We start from the raw sequence: 15,055 nt of genomic DNA on the forward strand, positions 1-15,055 counted from the left end.
CCCGGCGTATGGCCGGGGCGCCCGGTCTCACATCGCGCTCTCTTTGATCAGTTCCAGCGCGCGTTCGCGCAGCGCGGCGCCGTCGATGCCCTTCTCGTCCATCTCGGCGATCCATGTGTCCACCGTGCCCTGCGCCGCGTCCTTCCACGCCTGCGTCTGCGCCTCGTCCAGCGTGATGACGTTGTTGTCCAGATCCAGCGCCGCCTCGCGCTGCGGCGCGTCGTCCTCCTGCATTTGCGCCCCAAACTGCGCCGAGACCTCCGCGCCCGAATTCGCGTCGATCACCGCTTTCAGGTCATCGGGCAACGCATCGTACTTGTCCTTGTTCATGGCAAACACGAAGGTCGCGGTGTAAAGCGCCGTGTCGCCGCCCATTTCCGTGTGGTTCGTCACCAGCTCCGGCACCTTCAGCGCGCCTGTCACCTCCCACGGTATCACCGCACCGTCGATCACACCCTTGGACAGAGCCTCCGGCACCGCCGGCACCGGCATCCCCACCGGCGTCGCGCCCAAGGCGCTGAACATCTGGTTCGTCACCCGCGTCGGCGCCCGCAATTTCACACCGTTCAAATCCGAGACAGCCTCGACCGGCTCCTTGGTGTGGATGATCCCCGGCCCGTGCACATGCAGCGCGATCGGCTTGATATCCTTGAAGTCGGCGTCCATCATCGTCTCTTCCGCCAGCTTCCAGTAGGCCCGGCTGGCCGCGCCCGCGTCGGTCATGGTAAACGGCAGCTCGAAGACCTCCGGCCTCGGGAAACGCCCCGGCGTATAGCCCGGCAGGGTCCAGACGATATCCGCCACCCCGTCGATCATCTGGTCCATCAGCTCGGGCGGCGTGCCGCCCAGCGCCATCGCGTGAAACAGCTGGATCTCGATGCGCCCATCACTGTCCGCCTCGACCTTCTCGGCCCAGGGGATCAGGATGTTCTTGGGCACGTTGGCCTGCTCCGGCAGGAACGAATGCAGCCTGAGCGTCACCTCCTGCGCCATCGCGCCCGCGCCCAGCACCGCGGCCAGCGCCGTGCCGGCCGCCAGCCTCACCAGCTTTGCCGTGTCGATCATGATATCCTCCCAAATGTCTCCGGGCCTTGTGACGGCCCTTTCCCGTCCGGGCGCGGATTGATTCCGCCCCCGGATCAGCCCCAGTCTATAACGCATTCACCGGACTGCCACTTTCTTGTTCGGCCTCACCTCAGCCGCAGCGACACCGGCGCAAGCCCGTCGATGCCGCCCTCCAGCACGTCGCCCGGCTGCACAGGCCCCACGCCCGCCGGTGTCCCGGTCAGGATCACGTCGCCCGGCCCGAGGTGATAGAACCCCGACAGATGCGCCACGATCGCTGCAACCCCGTGGATCATGTCCGACAGCACGGCGTCCTGTCGCCGCTGCCCGTTCACGTCCAGCCAGATCCGCTGCGTCCCGATCTTGCCCAACGCATCGGCCCGCGTCAAAGGCGCCAGCACCGCCGAACCCTCGAAATCCTTGCCAAGCGACCAGGGCCGTCGCTGGTCCTTCGCCGCCGCCTGCAAGTCGCGCCGCGTCATGTCGAGCGCACAGCCATAGCCGAACACCGCCCCGGCGGCCGCCGCCGCGTCGGCGCGAAACACCTCTGCCCCCAGCGCCACAGCCAGCTCCATTTCGTGATGCAAGTCCTTGGTGCCGGGCGGAAAATCCACCTCCGCCCCGCTCGCCACCACCGAGAACGGCGTCTTGGTGAAATAGAACGGCGCCTCGCGGTCCACCACGCTGCCCATCTCCGCCGCATGCGCCGCATAGTTGCGCCCGACACAGAACACCCGCCGCACCGGATAGGCCGCCGTTTCGCTCGCAACGGGCACCGAGACCACCGGGGCGGGCTCGAACAGATAGTCACTCACGACACGCTCCTTCAAACTTTGCGCCACAGTGCCAGCGCCCCCCATTGAATCCAACCGCCATATCGGGGATGACGGGGTAATGAGCAGATTCAGCGCCCTCTCAATCCATTGGCTGACCGCGACCGGCGCGGTCTTTGCCATGCTGGCCCTGCTCGAGGCCGCGCAGGCCGATTGGCCGATGATGTTCGTCTGGCTGGTGGTGGCCTTCGCGGTGGATGGCGTCGACGGACCGCTGGCGCGCAAATACGACGTCAAGACCAACGCGCCACGCTTCGACGGTGTCCTGCTGGACCTGATCATCGACTACCTCACCTATGTCTTCATCCCCGCCTTCGCGCTGTTTCAGTCCGGGCTTCTGCCCGGCTGGCCCGGCTGGCTGGCGATCATCGTGGTGACCTTCGCCAGCGCGCTCTATTTCGCCGATACCGGCATGAAGACAAAGGACAATTCCTTCGCGGGCTTCCCCGGCTGCTTCAACATGGTGGTGATCGTGATGTTCGCCGTCACCCCGCCGCCGCCGGTGATCCTGACCATCGTGCTGGTCTGCGCCGTGGCCATGTTCCTGCCGCTCAAGTTCATCCACCCGGTCCGCACCAGACGCTGGCGCGCGGTGTCGCTGCCGGTGGCGCTGGCCTGGACCTTCTTCGCCGGCTGGGCGGCCTGGGTGAACTTCGATCCGCAAAGCTGGGCGCACTGGGGCCTCGTGGTGACCTCGCTCTACCTGATCTCGGTCGGCATCCTGCAACAGATCATCCCCGAACGGGCCTGAGCCGATGCGCCTTGTCGCTCTCACCGCGCTGGTCATGGTGGCCTTCGCGGCCAATTCGGTGCTGAACCGCCTGGCGCTCGAGACCGGCACCACCGGCCCCGCCAGCTTCGCCCTGATCCGCATCGTTTCGGGCGCGGCTCTGCTGGCGCTGATCGTGACCCTGCAAGGCAAGGCGGGCAGCCTCGCCCCCCGCGCCGCGCTGCTGCCCGGGGTGCTCACCCTCAGCCTCTATGTCCTCGGCTTCTCTTTCGCCTATGTCACCCTGCCCGCCGGCACCGGCGCGCTGATCCTGTTCGGCGGCGTTCAGATCACCATGTTCCTCGGCGCCATCCTGTCGCGCGAAAGCCTGCCGCCGCTGCGCATCGCCGGCGCGCTGATCGCCTTCGCCGGCCTAGCCTGGCTGATGGCGCCCGGTGCCGCCCGGCCCGATCCGCTGGGCTTCGCGATGATGTCCGCCGCCGCGATCGGCTGGGGCCTGTTCTCGCTCATCGGCCGCCGCGCCGGCGCGCCCCTGCCCACCATGGCGGCCTCCTTCCTGTGGTCGGTTCCGCTGGGCGTCCTCGCCTTCGCGGCGCAGCCCGACGCCCTCGACCTGCGCGGTGCCCTGCTCGCCGTCACCTCCGGCGCCCTGACCTCCGCCATGGGGTACGCGCTCTGGTACACGGTGCTGCCGCAACTGCGCGCCGCCACCGCCGCCGTGGTGCAACTCACCGTCCCGGTGATCGCCATGGCCGGCGGCATGCTGGTCCTCGCCGAACCGCTCACCCTGCGCTTCATCCTCGCCTCCATTCTCGTTCTCGGCGGCGTCGCGCTGTCGCTCAAGGCCCGCTGATCCGCCCGCTGCCCCTCCCGGACGCCCCGGACATTGCAGCAGGTGCCCCGCTGCCCCGGCCCCCGCGCCGGGACCTCCCCGCCAACCATGGCCCCCCGGCCGCAGGTCGGCAGCCCCCCGGCCCGCCTTGGTAACCGGAGCGCAACGTCCCCCTTCCCTTGTCCGCCCGCAGCGCCTATCTCGCCCCCATGCGCCACATCCTCGCCCTGATCCTGCTTTTGCTCCCCGCTGCCCTCCGCGCCGACTGCGTCGTGCTGCTGCATGGCCTCGCCCGCTCCGATCTCAGCATGACCGTGATGGAGCAGGTCCTCCGATCCGAGGGCTACGACACCGTGCTGCCCTCCTACCCCTCCACCAGCGCAGAGGTCGCGACGCTCACCACCGACACCCTGCCCGACGCCGTCCGGCAATGCGGCGACCAGACCACCCATTTCGTCACCCATTCGATGGGCGGCATTCTGCTGCGCGTCTGGCTGCGCGACAACGGCACCCCCGACAAGCTCGGCCGCATCGTCATGCTGGCGCCACCCAACAAGGGCAGCGAACTGGTCGACGAACTCGGCGGTCTCGACCTGTTCCAATGGCTCAACGGCCCCGCCGGCCTGCAACTGGGCACCGAGGACGACATGCTGCCGCTGCGCCTGCCCCCCGTCGAGGCCGAGCTCGGCGTGATCGCCGGCAACCGCAGCCTCAACCCGTATTTCTCGGCGCTGATCGCCGGGCCGGACGACGGCAAGGTCGGCGTCGAAAGCACACGGGTCGAAGGCATGGACGCCCATATCACCCTGCCCGTCACCCACACCTTCCTGATGAACAACCCGGTGGTGATCGCCCAGACCCTGCTGTTCCTGCGCGAAGGCCGTTTCGACCCCGAACTCGACCTGATCGAAAGCCTGTTGCGGGGCGTTGATGCCACATTCGATGACTGACCTGACCTTCACCGGCGCGCAGTGGCTTGCGCCCGAGGGCCTGCGCGACGACCCGCTGTCCATCGCCGGCGGCCGCATCACCCTCGGTCCCCAGCGCCGGGTCGACCTCACCGGCAAGCTCATCCTGCCCGGCATCGTCGACCTGCACGGCGACGGGTTCGAACGCCACCTAGCGCCGCGCCGGGGCGCCATGACCGATCTGCGCCGGGGTCTCGTTTCGGCCGAGGCCGAACTGGCGGCCAACGGCATCACCACCGCCGTGCTGGCGCAGTTCTACTCGTGGGAGGGTGGCCTGCGCGGCCCCGACTTCGCCACCTGCATGCTCGACGCCCTCGATGAGGTCCGCCCGACGCTCGACACCGACCTCCACGTCCAGCTCCGGGTCGAGACCCACATGATCGACGACCAGCCCGCGATCCTCGAACTGGTCGAACGCCACCGCATCCGCTACGTCGCCTTCAACGACCACCTGCCGCACGACCACCTGGCGCAAGGCAAACGCCCGCCGCGCCTCACCGGCACCGCGCTGAAATCCGGCCGCAACCCGGAAAAACACCTCGCGCTGATGCAGGCGCTCCACGCCCGCTCACATGAAGTCCCCGCCGCGCTCGACAGGTTCTGCGCCCAGCTCACCGCCCGGGGCGTCACCCTCGCCAGCCACGACGCCGCCACCGCCCGCGACATCGCCACCTGGGCCGGCCGCGCCGTCACCCTCACCGAATTCCCCGAAACCGAAGAAGCCGCCCGCGCCGCCACCGCGGCGGGCAGCCCCACCATCCTCGGCGCGCCCAACGTCGCTCGCGGCGCCAGCCACAAGGGCAAGGTCTCCGCCCGCGACCTGATCGCTGCCGGCCTCTGCACCGCGCTGGCCTCCGACTACCACTACCCCAGCCCGCGCACGGCCGCCCTCGATCTGGTCGATCTCGGCCTCGCCGACCTGCCCACCGCCTGGGCCATGGTCTCGGCCAACCCGGCGCGCATCCTCGGCCTCACCGACCGCGGCAGCCTTGCCCCCGGCAAACGGGCCGACCTGGTTATCCTCGACCCGGCGACCCGCCGCCTCGAAGCCACCCTCTCGGGCGGCATCGTCACCCACCTCACCGGCGATACCGCCCGCCGGATCATTGCTTCGGAGCCGCCCCTCGCCTGAGCCCGAAGGGACGCCGCGCGCATCGGGTGCCAAGCCAAATCGCCGAGGGGCCCCCCGCAGGAGGGGAGACGGCTATTTTGCTTGGCGCACGCGAGCACGGTGTCACGCAAGGATCAGGCGCGGGGCGGCGCTCGCAAGCATTGCTTTGGTGAGCCCGGAAGTCCGCCAACAGCAGCCCCGGCCTCTCCGCCACTCCGTCAGGGTAGACCAGCCCAAATCTTTCCTCCCCCGGCGTCACGGGGGAGGGACAGGGAGGGGGCCGAGGCCTCCTGCGCGCCGCAAGGCGCTCTATTTGGAAACGATGCGGTTCACATGGCCCATCTTGCGTCCGGCCTTGACCTCGGCCTTGCCGTAAAGATGCAGCCCTGCGCCACGCTCGCGCGCGATCTCGTCCACCCGGTCCATGTCGGCACCGATCAGGTTCTCCATCACCACGTCCACATGCCGCGACGCGTCGCCCAGCGGCCAGCCCGCCACTGCGCGGATGTGCTGCTCGAACTGGTCCACCGCGCAGCCCGCCTGTGTCCAGTGGCCCGAGTTGTGCACCCGCGGCGCGATCTCGTTCACCACCAGCCCGTCGCGGGTGACGAACAGCTCCACCCCCATGACACCGACGTAGTCCAGCGCATTGAGGATCTTCCCCGCCAGCAGCACGGCATCCGCCTGCATCATCGGCCGCAGGTTCGCGGGCACCGTGGTGGTCCGCAGGATGCCGTCCTCGTGGACGTTCTCGCCGGGATCGAAACAGGCGACCTCGCCGGTCACGCCACGTGCCGCGATCACCGAAACCTCGTGGGTGAACTCGACGAAGCCTTCCAGCACCGCCGCCGCCCCGCCCATGTCGGCCAGCGCGCGCGCCGCATCCTCGGGCCGCGACAACCGCGCCTGCCCCTTGCCGTCATAGCCGAAACGCCGGGTCTTCAGGATCGCCGGGGTGCCTATCTCCGCCAGCGCCGCTTCCAGCGACGCCATGTCGGTGACATCGGCATAGGGCGCGACCCGCAGCCCCAGCCCCGACAGGAAGTCCTTCTCGGTCAACCGGTCCTGGCTGACCCGCAGCGCCTCGCGACCGGGCCGGACCTCTCGCAGCCCCTCCAGCAGGTCCAGCGCCGCCGTCGGGATGTTCTCGAACTCGTAGGTGATGACATCGACGCCCTCGGCGAACGCCCTCAGCGCCGCCTCGTCGTCATAGCCCGCCGTCACCACCTTTTCCGCCACATGCCCCGCCGGCGCCCCCGCCGAGGGCTCGAACACGTGACAGCGCAGCCCCAGCCGGCTGGCCGCGACAGACAGCATCCGCCCCAGCTGCCCGCCACCGAGGATGCCGATCACCGATCCCGGCGCCAGGGCCTTGTCCCGGGCCTCACTCATCGACCGGCACCTCCGGAATGGACGCCGACAGGGCGTCGCGCCAATCGTCCAGCCGCCGCGCCAGCGCGTCGTCGTGCAGCGCGAGGATGCCTGCCGCCATCAGCCCGGCGTTCTTGGCCCCGGCCGCGCCGATCGCCATCGTCGCCACCGGGTAGCCGCGCGGCATCTGCAGGATCGAATACAGCGAATCCACCCCCGACAGGGCCTTGGTCTGCACCGGCACGCCGATCACCGGCACCCGCGTCTTGGAGGCCATCATACCCGGCAGATGCGCCGCCCCGCCGGCCCCGGCGATGATCACCTGCAACCCGCGGTCCACGGCGGTCCTGCCATAGTCCCACAGCCGGTCCGGCGTGCGATGCGCCGAAACGATCCGCGCCTCAAAGGCCACGCCCAATTCGTCAAGAATATCCGCCGCTTCCTTCATGGTGGGCCAGTCCGACTGGCTGCCCATGATGATGCCCACAACCGGCTCTGTCATGCTGTCCCCCGGGTTTCGGAGCGCGCACTATAGCCAAGTGCGGGGCAAGGGCAATGCCGGCCTGCGGCTGCCCGGCGCGCCGGGGGGGCACGTCGGGGCAGCCGCGTCGGTCAGAAGAGGAAGTCGGAGGAATCCAACGCCGCCATATTGACGTTCAGCACGAGGATCGAATTGCCGTTGCCGTCCTCGATCAGCACGTCCGCCCCCACCTGGTTCATGTGGTTGGCCACCAGGTCTACGAAGTCGGTGATCGCGCCGACGGCGGACAGGTTGATATCCTCGTTCGGATCGAAGGCGTCGAAGTCGACGATGCGGTCGTTGCCGAACTGGCCGGTAAAGATGAACATGTCGGACGACGCGCCGCCGGACAGGCGGTCGTTGCCCGCGCCGCCGTTCAGGAAGTCGCGCCCGTTCTCGCCGAACAGCCAGTCGTTGTCGGCGTTGCCCAGCAGCAGGTCGGACTGCGACCCGCCGTACATCTGGTCGTTGCCCACGCCGCCTTCCAGCGTGTCGAAGCCCGAGCCGCCGAACATGAAGTCCGATCCGGACTGGCCGCGCAGCAGGTCGTCGTTGGCGCCGCCGCGCAGCTCGTCGGCCAGGCTGCCGCCGAACAGCTGGTCATTGCCGCCGCCACCCTGCAGCGTGTCAAAGCCGGCATCGCCGAACAGGAAGTCCGACCCGCCCTGCCCGACCAACAGGTCGTTGTCGGCTCCGCCGCGCAGCACGTCGGCAAGGTTGCCGCCGTACAGCTGGTCATTGCCCGCGCCGCCCAGCAGCGTGTCAAAGCCGTTGTCGCCGAACAGGAAGTCCGATCCGCTCTGTCCTTGCAGCAGGTCGTTGTCAGCGCCACCGCGCAGCACGTCGGCCAGAGTGCCGCCGTACAGCTGGTCATTGCCCACGCCGCCCAGCAGCGTGTCAAAGCCGGCGTCGCCGAACAGGATGTCCGCACCGCCCTGCCCTTGGACAAGGTCGTTCTGGTTGCCGCCGCGCAGCACGTCGGCCAGCCCGCCGCCGAACAGCTGGTCGTTGCCGTCGCCTCCGTTCAGCGTGTCGAACCCATTGCCACCGATCAGGAAGTCCGAGCCCTGCTCGCCTTCGACCGAATCGTTTCCGTCACCGCCTTCCAGCAGGTCGGCATGGCCGCCACCGCTGAGGGTGTCGTTGCCGGTGCCGCCCTGCAACGTGTCGAAGCCGACGCCGCCGATCAGGGTGTCATCGCCGCGCATGCCGGCAAGAAAGTTGTCGTCGGCATTGCCGGAGATCAGGTCGGACCCGTCACCGCCGATCGCGTCCTCGACGTTGACGAAGCTCACCGCAATGCCATCGATCGTTCCGAGGCTCCCGTCCAGAAAGATCGTCGATGCTGTGGTGACCGCCGAGGCATTGACCACGTCGATGCCGCCGTTGGTGTCGACGATGGCGGTCTGGTGGCCGAACACGCCGCCTGCGTAGTCGGAATACTCGTCGGTGAATACGTACCGGTCGTCAAAGGTGCCCGCGCCATGGAAGTTAATCTCGATATTACGCACCGTCAGCGTATCACCGCTAATCCGATCGACCACCCGCACCGTCCATTCGCCCGCAGCACGCTCGCCCCGAAAGGCCTGCGATTCGAACGTCCAGACACCATCGAAATCATTGCCGCTGCCGGCCTGGTCGATCAGCAGGCTTTCGGTGCCGCTGGGCGAAACCAGATAGACCTCGACATCGCCGGTATAGGTAGTGCTGAAATCGATCTCGACGGTGACCCGCTCGACAATGTCGTGGAAGAAGGTTTGACCAGAGAACTCAAGCCCCGCGGGATCGCCATCGGGGATCACCGTAACGACGTTCAGGACATTTATACCTGTCACATCCTCGTTCGCGGTGGTCCGGGCATCCTCGCCATTCAGCAGCCAGCTTTCCGCCATGCGCACAGCGGCATGGGCATCAACCAGCCCGAAGCCATAATCGTTGCTGTGGTGCTGCCCGCCACCGTTCCAGGTGCTCGCGCCGTTGAACTGCCAGGCATAGCGCTCGGACCCGGTGGTCCCGGCCCCCACGGCGCTGCCCACGTGTCGCGCGGAGGCCCCGAGAATATCCTGCACGTCGCGCCAGCCCAGCCCCGCGTTGGCCTCGTACATCAGCGCGACGACGCCGGCGACCATCGGCGCCGCCGAGGAGGTGCCATTGAAGGTCGAGGTGAAATCGCCGGGGTCATAGCCGTCGGCGCCAAGCCGGTCGGTGGTAAAGACCTGGCCCGGCGTCCCGAAGCCCGAAACGAGGTTGGCGGCGCCGTAACTGGAATAGCTTGACACGAAACCGTCCTGATCGACCGCCGCCACAACCACCTGGCGGGTATCGTTTGTCCACAGGTCGGCATTGACATCATAGTTGGCCAAACGTGAGTTGCCGGCCGATTTCACGATCGTCATGCCCAGCCCACCACGTCCGAATTCGGTCGCGTCCCCGATCGAACCCCTGATCTCGTCGAACCGTAACAGATTGTAGCCATTGCCGAATTCGCTGCTGGTGTCGTTGGCAATGCCTTGGCTGATGTTGGTCACATCGCCACCGAATAAATAAGCGTTGAAAATGGAATCGCGGATATCCTGCAGCCACGGATCTCCAATCAACTGCGCGGTGCGATAGCCCACCAATTCGGTTTCATGGGCGATGCCAACCGCGCCAATACCGTTGGCGGCGGCGCCGATGATGCCCATCACCGCAGTGCCGTGCGATTCGGTCGGACCTCCGAAGGCATCGGCGATATTGGTCTCGAAATCGAAACTCAGACCGAGATTGTAGTTCGGAGCCAGGTCGTAATGGGTGTAGTCGTACCCGCTGTCGATCACGAAGGTGCGGGTGCCGGCGCCGGTATAGGCCGGTCCCTCGAACGGATTCCAGACGTCAAAAACGTTCAGGTCCAGAAGTCCTGCGACCGGGTTGTTCAGGTGCCATTGGTTGGCCAGCAGCGGATCGGTTGGAATAGGCATGTTAAAAGTCCCCCAAGGTTAATAATCGTCGCCGTCGCGGCACGCCGCGACAACCAGCAAATCTGCACGTCGACCGGACCGGCCTAGTCGGCCAGTCGCGTCTCGTCCTGCACCACCAGCACCGTACCCACGCAGGTGGTGGTGACGCCGTAGGTCCCCGAGACCTCGACCCGGTCGCCGATAGCGACCGCCGGCGAAAGATAATTTACCGTATGCACCTGCCCGTCATCGGCCCTGATCTGCGGACAGTCGACCGCATTGCCCCGGGTGATCCTCACGCCAGCAACGGTGACAAGGCCGTCATCGGTCTGGCTGTCTGTCCTGCTGGTGTTTGCCGGGGTGGTCACGGTGCAGGCTCCTCCCAGAAAGAGCGATAAAAAAGCGAAAAGTAAAAATCTGTGCAATCGGATAGGCATCTGGCGAACTCCGGAAACACGGCCACCGAAGATCATTATTAGTTCAAATTATTTGATCGGTCCAGAAACTTCGCCCGGACGCAGGCACTTCATGTTCAGGCAATAATGTCCGGCAGCAACCTGTCCTCGATCAAGGCAATCTTGTCCTTCAGCAAGAGCTTCTTCTTTTTCAGCCGCTGAATGGTCAGCGCATCGGCCCGGCCCTCGGACTGCAGGGCGTCGATCGCCTCGTCCAGGTCGCGGTGCTCGCGCTTGAAGACCTCGAGCTCCACCCGCAGGACCTCTTCGGTCTTCATCTCAAGGTCGCTCTGCATGTTCATGCGGTTACATCTCCGTTGCGGACAGGCCCCGACGATACTGAACCGGACGGGCTTTGGCAAAGGTCTTGCACCCTCTTGGAAGCGACACCATATTCGTTACGATCCGGTTGCCGCTCATGGGGCCGGGCAAGAGATGTCGCTTTGCCTAAAGGACGTGTCATGACAAAACTGACCCTGGGTTCCTACCCGCACATGCTGGGGTTCGAGCAGCTGGAAAGATTGTTGGAGCGCACCGCCAAATCCGGTGCCGAAGGCTATCCGCCCTTCAACATTGAACAGACCTCCGACCAGTCCTACCGCATCACGCTGGCCGTCGCAGGCTTTGCCGAGACCGACCTGTCGATCACCGTCGAGGACCGGCAACTGGTGATCCGCGGCCGGCAACGCGACGACGCCGCCGACCGGGTGTTCCTGCACCGTGGGATCGCCGCCCGCCAGTTCCAGCGCAGCTTCGTGCTCGCCGATGGCGTCGAAGTCGGCGAAGCGGTGATCGAGAACGGGCTCCTGCATGTCGATCTGACCCTGCAACGTCCCGATACGGTGGTGCAGACCATCAACATAAGGAAAGGGTAATGTCATGAACACAACCTACGATTTCGGCACCGCCGTTCCGCGCAACATCGTCTATGTCAAGCCGGTGGCCGTGGCCGACCTCCCCGAGGAAGTCCGCGAACAGGCACAGGGCGCGACCGTGCTCTACGCCGTGCACCGCGAGGATGGCGAACAGCTGGCCCTCGTGGCCGATCGCAAGCTGGCCCATGTGCTGGCCCGCCAATACGACATGGCGCCGGTGTCCGTCCACTGATGCCCGGCCACGCCGTCGACTGGGTCGATGCCTTCACGCAGCGCCCGTTCGGCGGCAACGGCTGCGCCGTGGTCCATGGCGCGGCGCAACTGGACGATGCCACCTGCATGGCCTTCACCCGCGAAACCTCGCTGGTGGAATGCACCTTCATCGGCCCCTCGGACAAGGCCGATGTTCGCGTCCGCTACTTCCTCGCCAGCGGCGAAATTCCCTTTGCCGGCCATCCCACCGTCGCCACCGCCGCCGCGCTGGTCCACCGTGGCACCCTGCCGCCCAGCAAGCTGACGCTCGAAACCGCCGCCGGCATCATTCCCGTCCACGTCACCCGCGACGACGGTGGCCTGTCCGTCCACATGACCCAGATCGCGCCCCGCTTCGGCGCCACGGTCGATGCCGCCCTCGTCGCCCGCGCCGTGGGCCTGTCACCCGACGACATCCTCGCCCCGCCGCAGATCGCCTCGACCGGCCTGCCGTTCTGCATCACGCTCCTGCGCGACCGCGCCACGCTGGAACGCGCGACGCTCGATCTCGATGCCTTGGCCCGGCTTGCCAAGATCACCGGCGCCGACAGCATCAACATGATCGAGCCCTACCTGATCACCCTTGAGGGCGCGACCGATGCCGGCGACACCTTCGCCCGCCTGCTGCTGGCGCCGCCCAGCCCGCCCGAAGACCCCTTCACGGGCTCCGCCACCGGCGCCGCCGCCTGCTGGCTCTGGCACCACGGACTGATCGACAGCCCCCGCTACACCGCCGAGCAGGGCCATGCCATGGGCCGCCCCGGACAGGCAGAGGTCGAGGTGCTGGGCCCGCCCGAAGCGATCACCGGCGTCCAGGTCACCGGCGGCGCGTACGTGCTGATGAGCGGCACGCTGCATCTGTAAAGCGCCTCGCCTGGCACGACGAAACGCAAAAAACGCCCCCGCGATCCTTCGCGGGGGCGTTTCTCTTTTCACCGGTCGGCAGACCCGAGGCTTACTGTGCCCCGATCAGCCCCATCGACTCCAGCTTCAGCAGCACCTGGTGGGCGCAGTTGTCGACTTCGACGTTCTCGGTCTCGACGCTTAGCTCGGGGTTCTGCGGCACGTCGTAAGGGTCCGAGATGCCGGTGAACTCCTTGATCTTGCCTTCCCGCGCCAGCTTGTACAGCCCCTTGCGGTCGCGCTTTTCGCACTCCTCGATGGTGGTCGCCACGTGCACCTCGCAGAAGGCGCCGTACTGCTCGACCATCTCGCGGACCTTGCGGCGGGTGGCGGCGTAGGGCGCGATCGGCGCGCAGATGGCGATGCCACCGTTCTTGGTGATCTCGCTGGCGACAAAGCCGATGCGCTGGATGTTCAGGTCGCGGTGCTCCTTCGAGAAGCCCAGTTCCGACGACAGGTGCTTGCGCACCACGTCGCCGTCAAGCAGCGTCACCGGGCGGCCGCCCATCTCCATCAGCTTGACCATCAGCGCGTTGGCGATGGTCGACTTGCCCGACCCCGAGAACCCGGTAAAGAACACCGTGAAGCCCTGGTTGGCGCGCGGCGGCTTGGTCTTGCGCAGTTCGGCCACCACCTCGGGGAAAGAGAACCACTCGGGGATCTCCAGACCCTCGGCCAGACGGCGGCGCAACTCGGTGCCCGAGATGTTCAGAATGGTCACGTCGTCTTTGTCGGCGATCTCGTCGGCGGGCTCGTACTGGGCGCGCTCCTGCACATAGACCATGTGCTTGAAGTCGACCATCTCGACGCCGATCTCGCTCTGGTACTCCCGGAACAGCTCCTGCGCGTCATACGGACCGTAGAAATCCTCACCGGCCGAATTCTTGCCCGGACCGGCGTGGTCGCGGCCGACGATGAAGTGGGTGCAGCCGTGGTTGGCGCGGATCAGACCGTGCCACACCGCCTCGCGCGGGCCGGCCATGCGCATGGCAAGGTTCAGCAGGCTCATGTTGGTGGTCGACTGCGGATACTTGTCCAGCACCGCCTCATAGCAGCGCACGCGGGTGAAGTGATCGACATCGCCCGGCTTGGTCATGCCGACGACCGGGTGGATCAGCAGGTTGGCCTGCGCTTCCTTGGCGGCGCGGAAGGTCAGCTCCTGGTGGGCGCGGTGCAGCGGGTTGCGGGTCTGGAACGCGACGACCTTGCGCCAGCCCAGCTTGCGGAACAGCGCGCGCAGTTCGTTCGGCGTGTCGCGGCGGCCACGGAAATCATAGTGCACGGGCTGCTGGATGCCGGTCACCGGACCTCCCAGATAGACCTTGCCGGCCTCGTTGTGCAGGTAGTTCACCGCCGGGTGCGCATGGTCGTCGGCGCCGAACACCTTCTCGGCCTCGCGGCTCTTGTCCGGGGTCCAGCGGTCGGTCACGGTCATGGTGCCGAGGATCACGCCCTCCTGATCGCGCAGCGCGATGTCCTGGCCGATTTCCAGCGACTCCGCGAACTTCTCGGACACGTCCAGCGTCACCGGCATCGGCCAGAGCGCGCCGTTGGCCAGCCGCATGTTCTCGACCACGCCGTCATAGTCCTCTTCCGAGAGGAAGCCTTTCAGCGGGTTGAACCCGCCGTTCATCAAGAGTTCCAGATCGCAGATCTGGCGCGGCGTCAGGTCGTGGCTGACCAGGTCGCCGGCCTCCACCTTCAGCTTCTGCGCACTTTCGTATGAGACATAAAGCTCGGGGATCGGAGCCAGATTGTTCTGCATCAGTTCAGTCCTGTGTTTGATAGGAGTGTAGCCACTCGACGTTCCGGTAAGTTCGGCGTGAAGCGCATCGTATTCCGCGCGTTTGCCAGCCAGGAAAAGGTCGGTCAGCCGGTTCTTTTCGGCCGCGCCCCTCGTGGTCAGCGCATAGGCGAACCGCTGGCGCCGGTCCGGCCCGTCACGTTCGCTGATCTTGATGAAACCGGCCGCCTGGGCCGTCTTGAGCCGCGCATTGAGCGTGCCCAGCGACACCCCGACCGCCTCGGCAATGGCGCGCTGCGACGCATCCGGCGCCAGGTCAAGCTGGCGCAGAAGCCGGAAGAGCTGCCCTTCCTCGTCGGTGATCGGTTTCGCGCTGGTCTCGGCCATGCCCTGCGACTCAAAGTGTGTTCAACGCTGAACACATCGCACCGCCGGTCCGAAAAAGAAACCCCAAACTGGC

The 15,055-nt window shown here is 66.6% G+C and carries 15 protein-coding genes; 7 read left to right on the forward strand and 8 right to left on the reverse strand.

Annotation, left to right across the window (positions count from 1 at the left end):
- Positions 1 to 27: 27 nt before the first annotated feature.
- On the reverse strand, positions 28 to 1,065 hold the full coding sequence (locus AC04PT_RS14485; protein ID WP_482874429.1) for a TRAP transporter substrate-binding protein: 1,038 nt from the start codon (positions 1,063 to 1,065) through the stop codon (positions 28 to 30).
- 125 nt (positions 1,066 to 1,190) lie between these two features.
- Entirely contained in the window at positions 1,191 to 1,880 is a 690-nt protein-coding gene (locus tag AC04PT_RS14490) for a fumarylacetoacetate hydrolase family protein (RefSeq protein ID WP_482874430.1), read from the reverse strand.
- 79 nt (positions 1,881 to 1,959) lie between these two features.
- Here AC04PT_RS14490 and AC04PT_RS14495 point away from each other — a divergent pair, with 79 nt between their 5' ends.
- From AC04PT_RS14495 to AC04PT_RS14510, 4 genes are all read left to right on the forward strand, one after another.
- The gene (locus AC04PT_RS14495; protein ID WP_482874431.1) at positions 1,960 to 2,649 is read left to right on the forward strand and encodes a CDP-alcohol phosphatidyltransferase family protein; all 690 of its coding nucleotides are present in this window, start codon (positions 1,960 to 1,962) and stop codon (positions 2,647 to 2,649) included.
- Positions 2,650 to 2,653: 4 nt separating this feature from the next.
- Complete coding sequence (locus AC04PT_RS14500) at positions 2,654 to 3,481, forward strand: DMT family transporter (protein ID WP_482874432.1); 828 nt, start codon at positions 2,654 to 2,656, stop codon at positions 3,479 to 3,481.
- A gap of 188 nt (positions 3,482 to 3,669) precedes the next feature.
- The gene (locus AC04PT_RS14505; RefSeq protein WP_482874433.1) at positions 3,670 to 4,410 is read left to right on the forward strand and encodes an alpha/beta fold hydrolase; all 741 of its coding nucleotides are present in this window, start codon (positions 3,670 to 3,672) and stop codon (positions 4,408 to 4,410) included.
- Positions 4,403 to 5,560, forward strand: a complete 1,158-nt coding sequence (locus tag AC04PT_RS14510; RefSeq protein WP_482874434.1) for an alpha-D-ribose 1-methylphosphonate 5-triphosphate diphosphatase — start codon at positions 4,403 to 4,405, stop codon at positions 5,558 to 5,560. The genes AC04PT_RS14505 and AC04PT_RS14510 overlap by 8 nt, the downstream gene beginning before the upstream one ends.
- 288 nt (positions 5,561 to 5,848) lie before the next feature.
- Here the strand turns inward: AC04PT_RS14510 and AC04PT_RS14515 are convergent, their stop codons facing one another.
- The 5 genes from AC04PT_RS14515 to AC04PT_RS14535 all read right to left on the reverse strand — a co-directional run bounded on the left by AC04PT_RS14515 (position 5,849) and on the right by AC04PT_RS14535 (position 11,123).
- Positions 5,849 to 6,931: a 5-(carboxyamino)imidazole ribonucleotide synthase gene (locus AC04PT_RS14515; protein WP_482874435.1), complete on the reverse strand. Its 1,083-nt coding sequence runs from the start codon at positions 6,929 to 6,931 to the stop codon at positions 5,849 to 5,851.
- Entirely contained in the window at positions 6,924 to 7,412 is a 489-nt protein-coding gene (purE, locus tag AC04PT_RS14520) for a 5-(carboxyamino)imidazole ribonucleotide mutase (protein ID WP_482874436.1), read from the reverse strand. Before purE ends, AC04PT_RS14515 begins: the two co-directional genes overlap by 8 nt.
- 110 nt (positions 7,413 to 7,522) lie before the next feature.
- Complete coding sequence (locus AC04PT_RS14525) at positions 7,523 to 10,387, reverse strand: S8 family serine peptidase (protein ID WP_482874437.1); 2,865 nt, start codon at positions 10,385 to 10,387, stop codon at positions 7,523 to 7,525.
- A gap of 83 nt (positions 10,388 to 10,470) precedes the next feature.
- A complete protein-coding gene (locus AC04PT_RS14530; protein ID WP_482874438.1) occupies positions 10,471 to 10,734 on the reverse strand; it encodes a hypothetical protein in 264 nt (87 codons plus the stop codon).
- Positions 10,735 to 10,898: 164 nt separating this feature from the next.
- A complete protein-coding gene (locus AC04PT_RS14535) occupies positions 10,899 to 11,123 on the reverse strand; it encodes a YdcH family protein (RefSeq protein WP_482874439.1) in 225 nt (74 codons plus the stop codon).
- A gap of 159 nt (positions 11,124 to 11,282) precedes the next feature.
- Here AC04PT_RS14535 and AC04PT_RS14540 point away from each other — a divergent pair, with 159 nt between their 5' ends.
- From AC04PT_RS14540 to AC04PT_RS14550, 3 genes are read left to right on the forward strand one after another with little or no spacing between them, the layout of a single operon-like run.
- Positions 11,283 to 11,696 carry an Hsp20 family protein gene (locus tag AC04PT_RS14540; RefSeq protein ID WP_482874440.1) on the forward strand — a complete coding sequence of 138 codons (414 nt, stop codon included), beginning with the start codon at positions 11,283 to 11,285 and terminating at the stop codon, positions 11,694 to 11,696.
- A gap of 4 nt (positions 11,697 to 11,700) precedes the next feature.
- Positions 11,701 to 11,928 carry a DUF1150 family protein gene (locus tag AC04PT_RS14545; protein WP_482874441.1) on the forward strand — a complete coding sequence of 76 codons (228 nt, stop codon included), beginning with the start codon at positions 11,701 to 11,703 and terminating at the stop codon, positions 11,926 to 11,928.
- A complete protein-coding gene (locus tag AC04PT_RS14550; RefSeq protein ID WP_482874442.1) occupies positions 11,928 to 12,812 on the forward strand; it encodes a PhzF family phenazine biosynthesis protein in 885 nt (294 codons plus the stop codon). The genes AC04PT_RS14545 and AC04PT_RS14550 overlap by 1 nt, the downstream gene beginning before the upstream one ends.
- A gap of 91 nt (positions 12,813 to 12,903) precedes the next feature.
- Here AC04PT_RS14550 and AC04PT_RS14555 read toward each other — a convergent pair whose 3' ends face one another.
- The gene (locus AC04PT_RS14555; RefSeq protein ID WP_482874443.1) at positions 12,904 to 14,982 is read right to left on the reverse strand and encodes a bifunctional sulfate adenylyltransferase/adenylylsulfate kinase; all 2,079 of its coding nucleotides are present in this window, start codon (positions 14,980 to 14,982) and stop codon (positions 12,904 to 12,906) included.
- Between the last annotated feature and the right edge of the window lie 73 nt (positions 14,983 to 15,055).

It is taken from the genome of Litorisediminivivens sp. KMU-197, assembly GCF_056858395.1.

What these genes read in the sequence shown, in the direction of transcription:
- AC04PT_RS14485 (WP_482874429.1), bottom strand. Translation starts at nt 1,065, where the DNA reads ATGATCGACACGGCAAAGCTGGTGAGGCTGGCGGCCGGCACGGCGCTG.
- AC04PT_RS14495 (WP_482874431.1), top strand. Translation starts at nt 1,960, where the DNA reads ATGAGCAGATTCAGCGCCCTCTCAATCCATTGGCTGACCGCGACCGGC.
- AC04PT_RS14500 (WP_482874432.1), top strand. Translation starts at nt 2,654, where the DNA reads ATGCGCCTTGTCGCTCTCACCGCGCTGGTCATGGTGGCCTTCGCGGCC.
- AC04PT_RS14505 (WP_482874433.1), top strand. Translation starts at nt 3,670, where the DNA reads ATGCGCCACATCCTCGCCCTGATCCTGCTTTTGCTCCCCGCTGCCCTC.
- AC04PT_RS14510 (WP_482874434.1), top strand. Translation starts at nt 4,403, where the DNA reads ATGACTGACCTGACCTTCACCGGCGCGCAGTGGCTTGCGCCCGAGGGC.
- AC04PT_RS14515 (WP_482874435.1), bottom strand. Translation starts at nt 6,931, where the DNA reads ATGAGTGAGGCCCGGGACAAGGCCCTGGCGCCGGGATCGGTGATCGGC.
- purE (WP_482874436.1), bottom strand. Translation starts at nt 7,412, where the DNA reads ATGACAGAGCCGGTTGTGGGCATCATCATGGGCAGCCAGTCGGACTGG.
- AC04PT_RS14525 (WP_482874437.1), bottom strand. Translation starts at nt 10,387, where the DNA reads ATGCCTATTCCAACCGATCCGCTGCTGGCCAACCAATGGCACCTGAAC.
- AC04PT_RS14535 (WP_482874439.1), bottom strand. Translation starts at nt 11,123, where the DNA reads ATGAACATGCAGAGCGACCTTGAGATGAAGACCGAAGAGGTCCTGCGG.
- AC04PT_RS14540 (WP_482874440.1), top strand. Translation starts at nt 11,283, where the DNA reads ATGACAAAACTGACCCTGGGTTCCTACCCGCACATGCTGGGGTTCGAG.
- AC04PT_RS14545 (WP_482874441.1), top strand. Translation starts at nt 11,701, where the DNA reads ATGAACACAACCTACGATTTCGGCACCGCCGTTCCGCGCAACATCGTC.
- AC04PT_RS14550 (WP_482874442.1), top strand. Translation starts at nt 11,928, where the DNA reads ATGCCCGGCCACGCCGTCGACTGGGTCGATGCCTTCACGCAGCGCCCG.
- AC04PT_RS14555 (WP_482874443.1), bottom strand. Translation starts at nt 14,982, where the DNA reads ATGGCCGAGACCAGCGCGAAACCGATCACCGACGAGGAAGGGCAGCTC.